Raw genomic sequence first — 16649 nt, forward strand, 5'->3', positions numbered from 1 at the left:
TCCTGAGGGCGACTGCCAATGCCAACAAAGTTACAGAACAGAAACTTCGACTAGCGGAAGATTGGCGCTAATCAGGTTCCCATTTGTGTTTCCTCCTTTTAAGTGGTTGTGACAGTTGTTGAGCGAGAAAGTATCTTAAACTTTACCTGCTTGCCGCTCATTTGCAATCGTTCGCGTGATCTAGTGATACCGCACTCGCTGCCGGTTATCTTTGACCTTGGTCAAGATTTGTGAGAATTGAAGACCGGTCAAAAAAAGCTTGACGGCTCGTTTCGGTACTGTTAAATGAAATGGAATTTCAAAATCGTTGTCGGGAGGAAGGTATGGATGAAATACAGCCGGTGAGGCAAGAGGGGGGCAAGCGTCCGGCGTGGCATGAACTGGCGGTGCGGTTCGCTGATCCGCGGGAGTGTCTGGCGTCGTTTCTGGCGCTGGAGGCGGCGGAGGTCCTGGCCGGCGAGAAGCCGGCGAACCTGATCGGCATCGCCAACCGTTCCCGCCCCTGCGGCCGCAATCTCTACACGCTCTGGAAGCAGTGGGGGGCGTCGGTGCTGCCGGAGAGCGGACTGGCCGTCTGCGAGCTGGTCGACCGGGGAGATTCGCTCCTGCTGCTCATCTACCGTTCCGAAGCGCTGGGAGGTCTGCTGGGGCGCCCCAGCACCTCCGCTGTCCTGGGACGGGCGGGATATGCGGACCTGTCGGACATCGACGCAGTGCTGGGAGAGCTGGCCGCGCGCATCACCGGCGAGAGCTTCCCCCACGAGATCGGCGTCTTTCTCGGCTATCCCCTCAAGGACGTAGCGGCCTTCATGGGGCTGGTTACCATCCCCTTCGTCTGCCAGGGGCCCTGGAAGATCTTCGGCGACCCGCGGGAAAGCCTCCGCCTTGCCGAGGTCTTCCGCAGCTGCCGGGCACGGATGGCGGAGCGCCTCGGCAGTTGCGCATCGGCCCTGGAGTGCCTGGTGGGCGCCGAGCAGCACGTTGCCGTCGCCATGTAGTGAAAATGAATATCATAACTGAGGGGGGTGAGGGTATGTGCATCGCGGTAATCGGCGGGATGGACCGGCTGGAACGGCACTATCGGCAGGAAGCGGCCCGGACGGGGTTCGAGCTGCGGGTCTTTTCCCAGTCCGAAAACAACATCGCCACGAAGCTGAAGCGCTTCGACGCCCTGGTGATCTTCACCAACAAGGTTTCCCACCGGGTGCGGAACGAGGCCATGAGCGCGGCGAAGCTGAACGGCATCCCGGTATTCCAGTACCACTCCTGCGGGGTCTGCACCCTCCGGGACTGTCTGAACTGCCTCGCCCTCCCGGCTGACGGCGGGGCGGGGCAATGAGCGCATTCAATTCAATGACAGGGGGATGCAATTGGTGAGGTTTTGAAACGTCAATCGATTCTCAAGGTGTCCACAGCGCCGCTATCGCAGTAACTCCGGCTTGACAGCAGCGTATTTAGTTTGTATGGTTTGCATGTAAACTATTTGTTGACGTAGTAAGCTGCAATTTGTCGAATCAGGAGTGTGTATGCTCTTCGAAAATTGTCTTTGTTTCACGCTTGCTCGCGCGTCGCGACGGGTGTCTAAGGCGTACCGTGAGAAGCTGGAGGATTTCGGGCTCACGCAGCAGCAGTTTTTTCTCCTTATTGCTCTGTATGAGCAGGACTGTGTCTCGATCACCGCTCTGGCCGAAAAGGTTGCACTCGACAAATCGACCCTTACCGGGCTCCTTGACAGAATGGTACGTGATGGGCTTGTGGAGCGGTCGGCGGCTGCCGGAGACAGACGGGCCTTCAGAATCAAGCTCTCGACTCGGGCCGAGGCGCTTCGGCCGAAGCTGACGGCCATCTACGAACAGACAAACTCCTGGCTTCTCTCTCGATTGACGGAAGAGGAACGGGCAGGATTCGAACGTGCGATCTCGGCCCTTGAGGCTGCCACCCCGGATGATGACGCCGGAGCTGGTGGTGTGCCTGTGCCGGGGCGGAAAGGTATCATGGTATGCACCTCTTGAACGAAATCGGTCCCCACCTGGCGGGTATTGACCAACTCCGAACCATGATGGAAGCAGACCGGCGTCCCGGCATCGGGGAAACCCTCGACATCCGGCTGATCGAGGTAGATGATGGCCGCGTGATGTTCGAGGCAACACCCGACGTTCATCTTTACAACCCGCTTGGTACGGTCCACGGAGGCTTTGCAGCCACCATGCTGGACTTTGCCTGCGGGTACGCTGTTCTCTCCAAGATGGTTCCCGGTCAGGCGTTCACCACCCTCGAACTGAAAGTCGCCTACCACAAGGCGATGACCAAAGATACGGGCACGGTCCGCGCTGAAGGCCGCATTGTTACATTTGGCCGCCGCGCCGCATTCACCGAGGCACGACTCACGGACATGGCCGGGAAACTTTACGCTTCGGCGACCTCAAGCTTGCTCGTGATAGCTGCTTGAGGATTTTAACGGGTTCAGAATAAAACGGCAACAACGCCCGGAGCATGCGTTCATCGAGCTTTGATGCGCAAGCGAATGCCAAAGGAAAATTTTAAATGAGTAGTTACGTATTGGGACTTTCAGGCAGTCCGGTGAAGGATGGGAATACAGACGCCTTTCTCGAGCACCTCCTCTCCGTCGTCAAGGGTAAGGGTTTCGAAACCGAATCCGTTAAACTCTCTGATTTGGGCCTCCGAGACTGCATCCACTGCAACTTCTGCATGGTCAAACAGAAACCCGATCGCTACTGTTCTCTTGATGACGGTGCCCAGGCTCTGTTCGAAAAAGTTGAGCGCGCGGACATCCTTATTCTGGCGAGCCCCGTCTATTTCATGCGCCAGAGTGGATACATGGCGTCGTTTCTTGATCGGCTCCGAGTGTTCATCTATGGTAACGTAGCGGGCGGGAGGCTGAAGAATAAGGTCGGTGTCAGTGCCGCTGTATCCTGGCTCAGGCATGGAGGAATAGAAACTACCCACCTCTCTCAGATCTACGGCTTTTGGACCCTGGACATGATTCCGGCCACGGTTCAGAATTGTATCAGCCCGATGGGCGCCTCTGCCGTGGCCAGCCCCGGCGGGAGCGGGAAATTCGAGAAGGACGTGCGGTTGGGGGTAACGCTCGACGAACCGGGCCTGCGCTCCGGCATGGCGATCATGGATCGAGCCGTTGAATTGCTTCAGTTGGTTCGGCGGTGACCGAACCATAGGGATGAACGCCATGAACGACGATAGCGCACGCTGGGACGTGCGGTACCGGAGTGAGGAGTTTCTCCTGGGGGAAAAACCGTCGCGGTTTCTCGCCGAGCGGATCGAGGAGGTGAAAACGCTCTGCCCCGGCAGAAAGGCCCTGGACATCGCCTGCGGTGAGGGACGGAACAGCATCTTTCTTGCCCGGCACGGCTTTGCCGTCACCGGCCTCGATATCTCTCCCGTGGCCGTGGAGAAGGCCCGCCGCTGGGCCGGGCGGGAAGGGCTCGATTGCGAGTTTCTCCTCGCGGACCTGGAAAAATTCCGTTTCACCGAGACCTACGACCTCATCATCAACTTCAACTTCCTCCTCCGGGACCTGATCCCCCGGGAGGTGGCGGCCCTCACCCCGGGGGGCGTCGTCATCTTCGACACCATCCTCGAATCCCCCACCGCGCCGGTGCCCCACCGAAAGGAGTTCCTCCTGCAGCCCGGCGAACTGGCGCGGCTCTTCGCGCCATACCACGGCACCATCCTCTTCCGCGGGGAGTACCCCGACAGCGCGACCCCCACCGCCAAGCTCATCTATCGACACAGCAGCTAACCTTCCGAAACCATGAAGACAGGCCGCGTCAGCGGCCTTTTTCTTTGACATGAGGCCTGAATCTGGCACATTTTATTAGAGAAACGCCCCAACTTGGCAGAGTAAAAGGGGCTGGAGGGGATGCATGAAAACCTGGCACAAAGTCCTCATCGGTTGTGGTGTATTTCTGGTGATCCTGGCGGCGTTCACCGCCTTCATCCTGCCGGGAATGGTGAAGGGGCGAGCCATCCGGGCGGTGGAAGAGTCCACCGGCCGAAAGCTCTCCATAGGCGCAGTCAGCATCAACCCCGTCACCTGGACCGCCGAGGTGCAGGGGGTCCGCCTCACGGAGCGGGACGGGACTACGACCTTCGCCTCCTTCTCCAGCGCCCGGGTTGCCGTGAGCCCGGCCTCCATCTTTCGGGGAGCCCCCATTGTTTCCGAGGCCCGGCTCCGCTCCCCCTACTTCCATCTGGTGCGGACCGGGGCGAACGCCTACAATTTCTCGGATATCCTCGAAAAGAAGGGGCCGGAGAAACCTGAACCCAAGAAGGAGCGGGCCCGCTTCTCCATCTCCAATATTGCCGTCACCAACGGCTCCATCGACTTCATCGACCAGGGGCTGGCTGTCGAGAAGCGGCACCAGGTGAGGGGGCTGGAACTGGGGGTCCCCTTTGTCAGCACCATTCCCCACTATGCGGATATCTACATAGCCCCCCGGTTCCGGGCGGTGGTGAACGGCTCCCCCCTGGCCCTGGATGGAAAGCTCCGTCCCTTCACCTCTGCCGCTGAATATTCCCTCGACGTGAACCTGAAGGACCTGGACATCCCCTACTACCTGGCCTATGTGCCGGCGAAGCTTCCCGTCCGGGTGGAGCGGGGGACGGCCGCCACGAAGCTTGCCCTGACCTACCGTATCGATACCAACAAAAACCCCGAACTCGTGATGAGCGGGGACCTTTCCCTGGCCAACCTGAAGGCAGCCGGCGCGGACGGCGCGCCCCTGGCCGCCCTGGACCGTCTCGGCGTGGTGATCGGCAAAAGCGAGCTTCTCGCCCCTGCCATCTCCCTCTCCTCCGTTACCCTGGATGGCCCCGTGTTCCATTTGGCGCGGGACGGAAAAGGGGTGTGGAACGTGGCCCGGCTCTCCACGGGAGAGAAGCCGGCTCCTCCCCCTGCAGAACCGAAGGCCGACCCCAAGGAGAAAGCGAAAGGGAAACCGGTCGTCGATGTGGGGGAGTTCACGCTTCGCAACGGCACCGTGACTGTTGCCGATGGCTTGCCGCCGAGGGGGTTCAAGGCCGAGGCCCGGGAGATTGCCTGCACCGTGCGGGGTTTTTCCACCCGCCCGGGGAAAAAGGCCGATTACTCTCTTTCCTTTGCCACGGGCCGGGGTGAGAGTGCGCGCATTACGGGTGACTTTTCTCCCGAACCGGTGGCTGCCTCCGCCATGGCCGAGTTGAAGGGGGTCGTGCTCGACGCCTTTTACCCATACTTGGCCGACACTCTTACCGCCCCGGTCACGGGCAAGCTCGACCTCTCCGGCCAGATGACTTACGATGCCGCCGCCGGTCTGTCGGCCGACAAGATCGCGGTGCGGCTCACCAACCTTGCCGCTCCCTTCGGCCCCAAGGAGGGGGCGCGCCTTGCCCGGTTGGATGCCACAGGGGGGCGGTTCAGCCAGAAGGAAAACCGCCTGGAGATTGTACAGGTGACCCTGGCGGGGGGGGATATCCGCCTTTCCCGGGATGCCGCAGGGAATCTCTCCCCCCTTGCCCTCGTGAAAAAGGCAGAGGGGACCAGGCGTCCGGCAGCACGGGAGTCCCGGTCATCAGTGGCGAAGCCCTTCCGGTACCGGATTGCCGCAGTGGCTGCCAGCGGCCTCGATCTCACCTTCACAGACCGCAAGGCGGTCGGCAATCCCCGCTTCGACCTTCGCCGCATCGGCTTCAATGCCAGTAACATCACCGGACCCAGGCTGGAAACCATTCCCTACCGCCTCACGGCTGGCTATGGGAAAGGAGGGGCGCTCAACGCGTCGGGAAGCGTCACGCCGTCCCCCCTTGTTGCAAAGGGGAACCTTTCCCTGCGGCGGATTCCCCTCACCGACTTCGACGCCTACCTCCCCGAGGGGCTCAACATCATCCTGGCAGACGGCGCCCTCGACACCCGCCTTACCTATGCCGTGGCAAAACGGGGAGAGGGGGTCGGCGGCACCTTTGCCGGCAACCTTGGCGTCCGCTCTTTCCACTGTCTCGACGCCGACGCCGATGACCTCCTCACGTGGGACAGTCTTCAACTCGACAAGGTGTCGGGTAGCCTCGATCCCTTCTCCCTGAAGATCGGCGAGGTTTCCCTTGCCAAGTTCTTCTCCAAGATTGTCATTGGCAAAGATGGGCGCCTCAACCTTCAGAAGCTCTACACGCCGGACCAGAAAGGCGGAGACCGGGGACCGGGGACCGGGGACCGGGAAAGGCCTGAACGGCAAGCCGGCCAACCGGTGCAGCTTGCTCAAGTTGCCCAGCCGGCTAAGCCCCAACGTCAGATCGCCATTGATACCGTGATCCTCCAGGAGGGGACCCTCGCCTTCTCTGACCATCACATGAGCCGGCAGTATGACACCACCTTCTACAACCTCGGCGGAAGGATCAGCGGGCTATCCTCCGAGGAGAGCCGGTTCGCCGACGTGGACCTGCGGGGGAACCTGCAAAACCTCTCGCCCCTCCAGATCACCGGCAAGCTGAACCCCTTGCGCGACGACCTCTATGCCGACATCACGGTCCGCTTCGCCGACATCGACCTGACCCCCCTTACCCCCTATTCGGGAACCTACGTGGGATACGGCATCGACCGGGGCAAGGTCTCCTTCGACCTGAAATACACCATCGAGAACAAGCAGCTCAACTCCGAGAACAAGGTCTTCATCGACCAACTCACCTTTGGCGACAGGATCGAGAGCAATAAGGCCACCAGCCTTCCGGTGCGGCTGGCGGTGGCGCTCCTCAAGGACCGCAAGGGGGAGATCCACCTGGACATACCGGTCACGGGCCGCACCGACGATCCCCAGTTCAGCGTCTGGCGCGTGGTCTGGCAGATCATCAAGAACCTCCTCGTCAAAGCGGCGACCTCTCCCTTCTCCCTTCTCCAGTCGGCCTTCGGCGGCAAGGAGGACTTCAGCGTCATCCCCTTTGTGGCCGGGTCGGCACATCTGGCCGAGACCGAACAGGCCAAGCTGGCGAAGATTGCCCAGGCCCTCAACGACCGGCCATCCCTCAAGGTGGACATCAAGGGATACGTGGATAAGGAACGGGACCCCGAGGGGTACCGCGTCGAACTGCTGACCCGGAAGATGAAGGCCGAAAAATTCCTGGTGCTGGTGAAGGAAAAGCGGAACCAGCCGGGGGATTCGGCGGAAACCATGGTTATAGCTCCCGATGAGGCATCCCGCTATCTCAAGGCGGTCTACAGGAAGGAAAAGTTTCCCAAGCCCCGCAACATCCTGGGCCTTGAGAAGGATCTCCCCGACGCCGAGATGCGCAAGCTGATCCTCGCCAACACCCGGGTGGGGGAAGGGGAGCTGAAGGCGCTGGCAGCCGAGCGGGCCGGGGCGGTGAAGGCTCTTCTGGCGGGGCCGGGCAAGGTGGATCCGGCCCGCCTCTTCCTCCGGGCCGACGATATCCACAAAGCACCCGCAGACAAGGGGCCGGGCTCGCGGGTGGAGTTCGGGGCGGCGGTGCAGTGAGGGATGGCTAATGCACTGATTTTTTTAGAGATGTGATAAATTCCGCTCAAGTTATTCGGGAATTCTCCGAAACGAGATGTAAGGACCTCTGCGCGTCGTGTGTGACGGAGCGGGGACCCGAATTCAGGGGAGGAAAAGAATATGTCGTTCAAACTTACCATCAAGGCCCGGATCGTTTTCATCGTCGCGTTTTTTTCGGCCATGCTCATCGTCTTCGGCATGCTGGGGTTGTCGGGGATGAAGGCCGCCAATGAAACCAGCCACGCGCTCTATGGCGAGAACATGAAGAGCGTGCAGGTCCTCAGCAGGATCGCGGCCCTCATGCGCGACAACCGCATCCAACTCCTTCTCAGTCTCCAGCATGATCCCAAGAGTGAATTCAGCACCCTCCACGACCATCCCCTCACCATGCACATCGACATTGTGGCCAAGAATATCGAGGAGATCACGGCCCTCCTGGCGGAATACGAAAAACTTCCGAAGAGCGAGGAAGACAAGAAGCTCGCCGCGGAGTTCAAGACGGCGAGGGAGGCCTTTGTGCAGGAGGGGCTCATTCCCGTGCGCGAGGCGGTCCTGGCCGGGAAATATGGAGAAGGCGTGGAGCTCACCCTCAAGAAGGTGAACCCGCTCTTCAAACCGGCCAATGAAGCGCTGGAAAAAATGATCAAGCAGGAATTTGCCGCGGCAAAAGAGGACTTCGAGCAGGACGACAAAACCTACCGTACCGACAGGCTTATCATGTTTGTCGGTCTTGCCGGATCCATAGCCATAGGAGTCTTGCTGAGCCTTATCATCATCCGTTCCCTGCGCCGCAGCTCCGAAGAGCTGGCATCCGTTGCCACGGCCGTGTCCGCCGGCGACCTGACCAGGCGCGCCACCGGCCTCTCCAACGACGAGCTGGGAGCCATCGGGGGGTCGTTCAACGAGACCGCCGACTCCTTTGCCCGGGTCATCGCCGGCATCCGGGGGAACGCGGAACAGGTGGCCACTGCCGCGACCCAGGTCCACAGCACCGCCGAGCAGATGGCCACCGGCGTCGAGGAGGTGGCGGCCCAGACCGGAACCGTTGCCACTGCCGGCGAGGAGATGGCGGCCACCGCTGCCGAGATCGCCCAGAACTGCCAGATGGCTGCCGAAGCTGCCCAGCGGGCCACGGCGTCGGCCACCGGCGGTGCCACGGTGGTCCAGCGGACTGTGGACGGCATGGCGCGGATCGCCGACCGGGTGCGGAGTTCCGCCAGGACCGTCGAGAGCCTCGGCTCCCGCTCCGAGCAGATCGGCGAAATCATCGGCACCATCCAGGACATCGCCGACCAGACGAACCTCCTGGCCCTGAACGCCGCCATCGAGGCGGCCCGGGCCGGGGAGCAGGGGCGCGGCTTTGCCGTTGTGGCCGACGAGGTCAGAGCCCTGGCCGAGCGCACCACGAAAGCGACCCGGGAGATAGGCGAGATGATCAAGGCGATCCAGCAGGAAACCCGTGGAGCGGTTGCCGCCATGGAGGAGGGGGTCCACGAGGTGGAGGCTGGGACTGCCGATGCCCAGCAATCCGGCGCGGCCCTCCAGGATATCATGAACCAGATCAACGAGCTGGCCATGCAGGTGAGCCAGATCGCCACCGCCGCCGAGCAGCAGACCGCCACCACCGGCGAGATCAGCGGCAACGTCCAGCAGGTTTCCGAGGTGGTCCAGGAGACCGCCAAGGGTATCCAGGAATCAGCCCAGGCTGCGTCGCGTGTTGCGGAGTTGGCTGACGAGCTCAACGGCCTCGTGGGGCGGTTCAAGGTGGCGTAACAGCCGTTCGGGCACGGAACAAAGGAGGGGGCGACCGGTGATGCGGTCGCCCTTTTTTCATATTCACCGCACATGGAAATCATCCTTCCTTCAACCGAAACAACAGTACCCCCTTCACAAACCATCGCAGGAGATGTTGGCTTTCGGTGCCCCGCCAGCCTCTCTTGACAATTCTGCTAAAGTTTCGCCCGCTCCTGACGATAAGCAAGAAAACGACGTTTCATCACAAAGCAAACTGAGTTCCAGGATGTGGCGTCGATCTCCTCGAACGCGCGTTTCGCCGGTCACGGGAACTGGCCACTGACGAGGCTTTCCGAAAGTGGCGAAGAGGGTTCACGCAGGTACCGGCTCACGCTTCAGGCCGGAGGCATCTATGGCAACAGACCCTCAGGATACGGCACAGGTCGTGATCGTGGACGACGAACCTTTCGTCCGGGATGCGGTGGCTAAACTCCTCGTGCGTGAGGGAATCGCCGCGGTGGCCGCGGAGAACGGGGACGAATGCCTGGACCTTTTGCGGAAAGGGTTCAGGGGAATCATTCTCATGGACGTCATGATGCCCCGCAGAAACGGCTGGCAAACCATCCGCGCCATGGCGGACGAATCCCTGGTGGCCGGCAATATCATCTCCATGCTGACCTCCGTCGACGAGCCCGATGAACAGATGGAAGGGTTGCAGGAACTGGTGTTCGACTACATCACGAAGCCTTTCGACCCTTCCGAGATGGTTGCAACGGTACGCACGTACCTTGGCTGCCTGGAGCAGATGCGAGGCGGGAACTGAGCCATGCCATTGCCCAACCTGGCGGTCATAGGGGCATCGACGGGAGGACTCAAGGTGTTTGAGTCGCTGTTTCCCCGTCTTCCGGTCCTCAATGCCGGTGTCGTGATCGTCCAGCACATCGTCCCGCTCGTTGACCGGTCCTTTGTCGCTTCCCTGCAGAGGGCCTCCGCCATGCCCGTTGCGCTGGCACGGGATGGCGATGCCATACGCCATGGTACCGTCTACCTGGCGCCGGGAGCGCTTCACCTGCACCTTGTCGCCAATCAGACCATACGCCTTGCAGCCGGCGAGAAGGTCAACTCTGTCTGCCCGTCCATTGACGTCGCCATGAAGAGCGTCATTCCGAAACCCGGCGCCCGGATGGCCGGCGTCATCCTGACCGGGATGGGCCATGACGGTGCCGATGGCATCGCCCACATGAAACGATGCGGAGCAGTGACCATTGCCCAGGACAGGGCGACGAGCGTCATCTATGGCATGCCCAAGGCTGCCCAGGCCACGGGGATGATCGACTTTGTCCTCTCCGCCGAACGAATTGCCGACAAACTTGCTGAGCTCTTTAAATAAATCCATCCAACCGCATCCCAAAGGGGGAAAGGCACATGAGAGTAACCAGGTACAAGAATTGGAAGATCCGGAACAAAATCATGTTCATAACAGTCCTCAGCGTCATACTGATGCTGGGAGGGCTCTTCTCCTTTCTCCTGCCGAGACTCGAGACGAAGATCACCAAGGAGAAGCGGGACGCAACGCGGCATGTGGTGGAAACGGCCATGGCAGTCCTCGAAGTGGAGAACGAGCTGGTCAAGAGCGGCAAGGAGCCCCTCGCAGCGGCCCAGCTCAAGGCTGCGAATATCCTCTCGAAGATGCGCTATGAGAAAAAGGAGTACCTCTGGATCAATGACTTGGGAAATCCCCCAAAAATGATCATGCACCCAACCCTCTCGGCACTCGATGGCAAGGTGCTGGATGACCCCAAGTTCAACAAGGCGACCGGCATGATCGAGGGAACGGACGGGAAGGTGATACCCCTCGACGGCAAGAACCTCTTCGTTGCCTTTGCGGAGGTGGTGCAGAAGGCGGGGCACGGCTTCGTGAACTACGAATGGAACAAGCCCAAGGAGGGTGGAGGCACCACCTCCGAACTCTACCCCAAGCTTTCCTATGTCAAGAAGTTCGAGCCGTGGGGATGGGTGGTCGGAAGTGGCATTTACATCGACGACGTGGAAAAGGACATCAGCAAGGTCCGGTGGATGTTCCTGGCCCTGAACGGCCTCATGGCCCTCATAAGCCTTCTCCTCGCCTATTTCGTGAGCCGGGGGATCACCCGGACCCTCGGCTATGTCGACGCGAACCTGGATGATATGTCCAAGGGTGGCGGAGACCTCACCCGGCGCCTCGCCGTGGAGCGGGAAGATGAAACCGGCTCGCTGGCCCGCTCTTTCAACCGTTTCCTCGACAACATGAAGGAGATCGTCCAACGGATCAATCAGAACGCCGTGGATGTGGCCAAATCGGCGGACCACCTCAACGAGACCGCAGGTCATATCGCCAGCGGGACGGAGCGTGCTTCGACCCAGTCCACATCGGTGGCCATATCGTGCGAGGAGATGGCTGCCACCTCTTCCGAGATAGCCCACAACTGCATCCGGACCGTGGAGATCGCCAACCGTGCAACCCAGACAGCCCAGGACGGGTCCCAGGTGGTGAGCCACGCGGTCAGCAGCATCCAGCGCATCGCCCACAAGGTCCAGGAGTCGGCAAAAACCGTCGAATCCCTGGGTGTCAGGTCCGAACAGATCGGCAATATCGTGGGGACCATCGAGGACATCGCCGACCAGACCAACCTCCTGGCCCTGAATGCGGCCATCGAGGCGGCACGGGCCGGTGAACAGGGGCGCGGCTTCGCCGTGGTGGCCGATGAGGTGAGGGCCCTTGCGGAGCGCACCACCAAGGCCACCCGCGAAATCAGCGAGATGATCAAGAGCATCCAGCAGGAGACCAAATCCGCCGTGGCCGCCATGGAGGAAGGGGTGCACGAGGTGGAAAAGGGGACCGCGGAAGCGGGTCGGTCAGGAGAGGCCCTCGAGGAAATTCTGGCCCAGGTTGCGGAGCTCACGAGCCAGATCAACCAGATAGCAACTGCCGCCGAGCAGCAGAGTGCCACCACCAATGAGATCAGCAAGAGCATGTACGAGATAACCGCAGTGATATCCGATGCCTCGGGCAGCTCACAGAACACGGCCAATGCCGCAAGCCAGCTGGCCGGCATGGCTGACGAGCTGAAGCGGATCGTGGCCCAGTTCAGGATGTAACCGGCTCCGGATGGATGTCTTGATGGAACCACTCGGGGGCACAGCACTGTATGCCGGAGCTTAACATTGAGGAATTCAAGCGGCGGCTCAGCATCTTTGTCGGCATTGTGCTGGCTGCCGTTATCTCCATTTCAGCGTGGAGCATCACGACCGAATACCGGGATATCCTCAGTGAGGCGGAAAAGAAGGCGTCAGGGTACGCCCAGGCCCTTGGCGAGCACACGGAAAGCGCCTTTGCCGAGGCTGACCGGGTGGCCAGGGATCTGATTCATGATATCAATACGGCAGGGGGGGCCGAACGGATCCCCCTGCCGCAGCTCTACGAGCTTCTGCGGCGCCAGGGAGGGGATGCACCACAGATCGGCGCCTTGTTCATCACCGGCAAGAACGGCATCATGTTCATCAACACCCAGGAGTACCCCCCCCGGAAGATCGATGTTTCCGACCGCGAGTATTTCCGCCATTACCTTGACAATCCCGGCGCGGACCTGTACCTGAGCAAACCGGTCATGAGCCGGCTGGTTAAGCGATGGCGCTTCAACCTCATACGGCCCCTCACCCCCGCCGGTACAGAATTCTCCGGACTTCTGGCGGTTGCCTTTGAGGTCGACTATTTCAAGAAATTTTTCACAGCCTCAAGCATCGGCCCCCACGGAAGGATTGCCCTCTTCCGCACCGACGGCATTCCGCTGGTATTTGAACCCTACGTGCAGGACATCTACGGGTCGACCATGCGGAACACAGAATTGTTCCGCACCCATCTCCCCGCCTCCCCTTCCGGCACGTATTACGACGAGTCCAGCATCATTGACAAATCACCGCGGATAGTGGCCTACAAACGGCTTTCCCGTTTTCCCGTAGTGGCGACGGTGTCCCTCAACCGCGACGACGTCCTTGAACCCTGGACCGACAAGGCACTGCTTCAGGGGGCTGTGACCCTCGGCCTCTGCCTGGTCATCGTCTGCCTGACGCGCCTCATGTTCCGCCACCTCGACCGGCTGAGAATCGCACAGACCGGTCTGCGCAGCCACCAGGAGCGATTGCGGATCAAGGCGGCCCAGATCGACGTCGCCAATGACGCCATCCTGCAGATCGATCATGAAGGGCGCCTGGTGCACTTCAACCAGGCACTCTGCCGAATGAGCGGATTCAGTCATGACGAGTTGACGGATATGATGCTCCATGACCTGGAGCCTCCGGAGAGCGTTGACCACACGAAAACCAACCTGATGCTGGCCATGAGGGATGGCGAAGCCATGTTCGATGCAGCGCTCCTGGCCAAGGATGGTTCCTCGGTACCCATCGAGGTCCACGCTCACCCCATGGAGAGCGCCGGGGGAGCGTTCATCCTCTGTATTGCCCGGGATGTACGGGAACGGAAACGGTCCGAAATGCGTGAGCAGGCCCGCCTGATGATACTGGAGAAACTGGCGACCGGGGCTCCCCTTGCGTCATTGCTCGACCAGATCGTCTACTTTGTGGAACAGCAGATTCCCGGTGCCATCGGATCCCTGCTCCTTGCCGATGAGACCGGCGAGCGCCTTCTCCATGGCGCCGCCCCCAGCCTCCCGGAAGAGTACAACCAGGCGGTACACGGGCTGCGCATCGCCCAGGGGATGGGATCGTCGGGCACTGCGGCCCACCTGAGGCAACCGGTAATCGTCGATGACATCACGCGCCACCCCTACTGGAAGGGGTTTCAGCCCGCACTGGAAGCGGGGCTGAGGGCATGCTGGTCCCAGCCGGTTCTCTCCTCGGATGGCGAACTGCTCGGGGCCTTCGCGGTCTACCATCGGGAGCCACACTCCCCGGATGATAGAGAACGTGCCCTGTTGGAGTCGGCCGCGCACCTGGCAAGCATCGCCATCGGCCGGGTCCGCCAGGAAGAGCAACGCGAACACCTGGAGGGACAGCTTCGCCACATTCAGAGGATAGAAGCCATTGGCCAGCTTGCGGGCGGAATCGCCCACGACTTCAACAATCTGCTGACCCCTATTTTCTGCTATGCGGACATGATCAAAAGGGGGCTTCCGCAAGAAACGCCAGAGGCTCAAATGGCGGAAAGCATTCTCAAGACCGCCCACAAGGCCAAGGGACTGACCCAGAAACTGCTCTCCTTCGGCCGCCGGCAGAGACTCAACATGCAGCCCCTGGACCTGAACGAGGCGATCCAATCCTTCCATGACATCCTGCGGTGCACCATTCGGGAGAACATCGCCATCCGCATGGATCTGGCCCCAGGCACCGCCCCTGTCATGGCCGACCGGGGGCAGATCGAGCAGATGCTTCTCAACCTGGCGGTGAACGCCCAGGATGCCATCAAAGGGACCGGCACCATCACCATCAACACCGGTTACGTTCTCCTGGACGACGAATACGCCAGGCTCCATCCCGGCATGCAGCCAGGGCCCCATATCCTGCTCGCCTTCGCCGACAGCGGCCATGGCATGGATGACGAAACCCTGTCCCACATCTTCGAGCCGTTTTTCACCACCAAACAGGTTGGCCACGGAACGGGACTGGGGCTGGCAACGGTCTTCGGCACCGTGAAACAGCATGATGGATATGTTGCCGTGGAAAGCCGCGTGGGGAAAGGGACCACGTTTACCATCTACCTGCCGGCAAAGGCCCATACGGCATCAACCAGTGCCCCGGAGTCAAAGAGCACTGGCAGCCAGCCGGAACATTCAGGAAACAGCAGCACCGTTCTTGTGGTTGAGGACAACAGGATGGTCAGGGAGATGATCGTTCAGATGCTGAAATACGCGGGCTACGGAGTGCTGGCTGCCCCGAATCCCGACGAGGCATACGAGATTGCGCAGGCTGCACCCTACGCCTTCGATCTGATGCTATCCGATGTCATAATGCCGGGGATGAACGGCCCTGAGCTTTTTGAGCGGCTGCAGGAGCTTCGGCTCGATCTGCCCGTGGTCTTTATTTCCGGCTACACCAACGAGGTAAAAATCCACAACTGCAGGCTGGAAGAAGGGGGCAATTTCCTTCCGAAGCCTTTCACCAGCGAGCAGCTGTTGCGGAAGGTCAGCCAGGCGCTCAACACGGGTGCAGGTAGGGCGGATGTGACGTTCGGGCGGGCAGGGGGGACATGATTGTTACAACCATTTTGCAGATTTAATGGTTGCCCATGCACCAAATGAAAAACCCGCTGACCTCAATGGTAAGCGGGTTTTTTTCATTGCCGGCGCAGAGACGGTCAACTCATGTTCCAGATGGCCATCTCAAGAATATCCTTCCAGCTCTTCCCGATCTCGGAAACCACCGTGGGTTCGAAGCCGCAGTGCATCATGCACTGGGCGCAGCGGGGGTCTTTCCCCACGCCGTACTTGTCCCAATCGGTCTTCTCCATCATCTCCCGGAAGGTGGGGTAGTGGGTGTCGGTGATGAGGTAACAGGGGGCCTTCCAGCCGAGGGGGTTGCGGGTCGGGTTTCCCCACGGGGTGCAGTCGAGCTTCTTTTCCCCCTTGAGGAAGCGGAGATACATGGGGGTTGACCAGAAGCGGAACCGCTTGCTCATCCGGTAGACTTCCTCGAATTTTTTCTCGATTTCCCGCCGCTGCAGGAAGAGGTTCTCCCCCACAGCTTCGTAATCGAACCCCGGCGCCACCAGGATGCCGTCCACCCCCAGGTCGGTCAGAAGGGAGAAGAGCATCTCGATCTCCACCAGGTCCGTGTCCTTGAAGATGGTGGTGTTGGTGCAGACCCGGAACCCCATGGCCTTGGCCTTTTTGATCCCCTCGATGGCGATCTTGAAGGTTCCCTTCCGTTCAAGGATCCGGTCGTGGGTCTCTTCGAGGCCGTCCATGTGGACGTTGAGATAGAAGTTGGGGTGAACCTTGATGTTCTCCAGGGCCTTTTCCAGCAGCAGGCCGTTGGTGCAGAGGTAGACGTGCTTGCCGCGGTTGAGGACTGCCGGGATCAGCTCGTAGATGTGGCTGTAGAGGAACGGCTCGCCGCCGGTGATGGTGACTACCGGCGCCGGGCATTCGTCCACCGAGCGGAGGCACTCCTCCAGGCTCATCATCTGCTGGATGGTGTCGGCGTATTCCCGGATGCGGCCGCAGCCGGAGCAGGCCAGGTTGCAGAGGTGGGTCGGTTCGAGCATGAGGACCAGGGGGAACTTCTCGATCTTCTTCACCTTGTTGGAAATGATGTACTTCGTGAGGTCAGCGTTCAATTTCAGGGGAAAACGCATTAAACGGTACTTCCTTTCATTGATGCTTGTGTGGGGGCGCGTGT

The 16649-nt window shown here is 60.6% G+C and carries 13 protein-coding genes; 12 read left to right on the forward strand and 1 reads right to left on the reverse strand.

The genetic code is table 11. From position 1 onward, the window contains the following. The first annotated feature begins 323 nt into the window (after window positions 1–323). The 12 genes from KJB29_RS16970 to KJB29_RS17025 all read left to right on the forward strand — a co-directional run bounded on the left by KJB29_RS16970 (window position 324) and on the right by KJB29_RS17025 (window position 15502). A complete protein-coding gene (locus KJB29_RS16970) occupies window positions 324–998 on the forward strand; it encodes a DUF3793 family protein (protein ID WP_215735528.1) in 675 nt (224 codons plus the stop codon). Window positions 999–1033: 35 nt separating this feature from the next. After that, entirely contained in the window at window positions 1034–1339 is a 306-nt protein-coding gene (locus tag KJB29_RS16975; protein WP_215735529.1) for a DUF2325 domain-containing protein, read from the forward strand. A gap of 187 nt (window positions 1340–1526) precedes the next feature. Next, window positions 1527–2012, forward strand: coding sequence for a MarR family winged helix-turn-helix transcriptional regulator (locus KJB29_RS16980; RefSeq protein WP_215735530.1), 486 nt, complete (start codon window positions 1527–1529; stop codon window positions 2010–2012). After that, window positions 2009–2449, forward strand: coding sequence for a PaaI family thioesterase (locus KJB29_RS16985; RefSeq protein ID WP_215735531.1), 441 nt, complete (start codon window positions 2009–2011; stop codon window positions 2447–2449). Before KJB29_RS16980 ends, KJB29_RS16985 begins: the two co-directional genes overlap by 4 nt. A gap of 95 nt (window positions 2450–2544) precedes the next feature. Then, on the forward strand, window positions 2545–3186 hold the full coding sequence (locus KJB29_RS16990; RefSeq protein ID WP_215735532.1) for a flavodoxin family protein: 642 nt from the start codon (window positions 2545–2547) through the stop codon (window positions 3184–3186). 22 nt (window positions 3187–3208) lie between these two features. Next, entirely contained in the window at window positions 3209–3781 is a 573-nt protein-coding gene (locus tag KJB29_RS16995; protein WP_215735533.1) for a class I SAM-dependent methyltransferase, read from the forward strand. Between the two features lie 124 nt (window positions 3782–3905). After that, on the forward strand, window positions 3906–7502 hold the full coding sequence (locus KJB29_RS17000) for a DUF748 domain-containing protein (RefSeq protein WP_215735534.1): 3597 nt from the start codon (window positions 3906–3908) through the stop codon (window positions 7500–7502). Between the two features lie 141 nt (window positions 7503–7643). Continuing rightward, complete coding sequence (locus tag KJB29_RS17005) at window positions 7644–9296, forward strand: methyl-accepting chemotaxis protein (protein ID WP_215735535.1); 1653 nt, start codon at window positions 7644–7646, stop codon at window positions 9294–9296. A 373-nt stretch (window positions 9297–9669) separates the two neighbouring features. Next, complete coding sequence (locus KJB29_RS17010; protein WP_215735536.1) at window positions 9670–10080, forward strand: response regulator; 411 nt, start codon at window positions 9670–9672, stop codon at window positions 10078–10080. Window positions 10081–10083: 3 nt separating this feature from the next. Beyond that, on the forward strand, window positions 10084–10647 hold the full coding sequence (locus KJB29_RS17015) for a CheB methylesterase domain-containing protein (protein WP_215735537.1): 564 nt from the start codon (window positions 10084–10086) through the stop codon (window positions 10645–10647). Between the two features lie 35 nt (window positions 10648–10682). After that, the gene (locus tag KJB29_RS17020; RefSeq protein WP_215735538.1) at window positions 10683–12395 is read left to right on the forward strand and encodes a methyl-accepting chemotaxis protein; all 1713 of its coding nucleotides are present in this window, start codon (window positions 10683–10685) and stop codon (window positions 12393–12395) included. Window positions 12396–12445: 50 nt separating this feature from the next. Then, entirely contained in the window at window positions 12446–15502 is a 3057-nt protein-coding gene (locus KJB29_RS17025) for a response regulator (RefSeq protein WP_215735539.1), read from the forward strand. 104 nt (window positions 15503–15606) lie between these two features. Here the strand turns inward: KJB29_RS17025 and hpnH are convergent, their stop codons facing one another. Then, entirely contained in the window at window positions 15607–16605 is a 999-nt protein-coding gene (gene hpnH, locus KJB29_RS17030; RefSeq protein WP_004513981.1) for an adenosyl-hopene transferase HpnH, read from the reverse strand. Window positions 16606–16649: the final 44 nt, after the last annotated feature.

The sequence above is a fragment of the Geobacter grbiciae genome (genome assembly GCF_018531165.1).
Lineage (GTDB): Bacteria > Desulfobacterota > Desulfuromonadia > Geobacterales > Geobacteraceae > Geobacter > Geobacter metallireducens.

What these genes read in the sequence shown, in the direction of transcription:
- KJB29_RS16995 (WP_215735533.1), top strand. Translation starts at nt 3,209, where the DNA reads ATGAACGACGATAGCGCACGCTGGGACGTGCGGTACCGGAGTGAGGAG.
- KJB29_RS16980 (WP_215735530.1), top strand. Translation starts at nt 1,527, where the DNA reads ATGCTCTTCGAAAATTGTCTTTGTTTCACGCTTGCTCGCGCGTCGCGA.
- KJB29_RS17010 (WP_215735536.1), top strand. Translation starts at nt 9,670, where the DNA reads ATGGCAACAGACCCTCAGGATACGGCACAGGTCGTGATCGTGGACGAC.
- KJB29_RS16990 (WP_215735532.1), top strand. Translation starts at nt 2,545, where the DNA reads ATGAGTAGTTACGTATTGGGACTTTCAGGCAGTCCGGTGAAGGATGGG.
- KJB29_RS17005 (WP_215735535.1), top strand. Translation starts at nt 7,644, where the DNA reads ATGTCGTTCAAACTTACCATCAAGGCCCGGATCGTTTTCATCGTCGCG.
- KJB29_RS16970 (WP_215735528.1), top strand. Translation starts at nt 324, where the DNA reads ATGGATGAAATACAGCCGGTGAGGCAAGAGGGGGGCAAGCGTCCGGCG.
- KJB29_RS17025 (WP_215735539.1), top strand. Translation starts at nt 12,446, where the DNA reads ATGCCGGAGCTTAACATTGAGGAATTCAAGCGGCGGCTCAGCATCTTT.
- hpnH (WP_004513981.1), bottom strand. Translation starts at nt 16,605, where the DNA reads ATGCGTTTTCCCCTGAAATTGAACGCTGACCTCACGAAGTACATCATT.
- KJB29_RS17015 (WP_215735537.1), top strand. Translation starts at nt 10,084, where the DNA reads ATGCCATTGCCCAACCTGGCGGTCATAGGGGCATCGACGGGAGGACTC.
- KJB29_RS17020 (WP_215735538.1), top strand. Translation starts at nt 10,683, where the DNA reads ATGAGAGTAACCAGGTACAAGAATTGGAAGATCCGGAACAAAATCATG.
- KJB29_RS17000 (WP_215735534.1), top strand. Translation starts at nt 3,906, where the DNA reads ATGAAAACCTGGCACAAAGTCCTCATCGGTTGTGGTGTATTTCTGGTG.
- KJB29_RS16975 (WP_215735529.1), top strand. Translation starts at nt 1,034, where the DNA reads ATGTGCATCGCGGTAATCGGCGGGATGGACCGGCTGGAACGGCACTAT.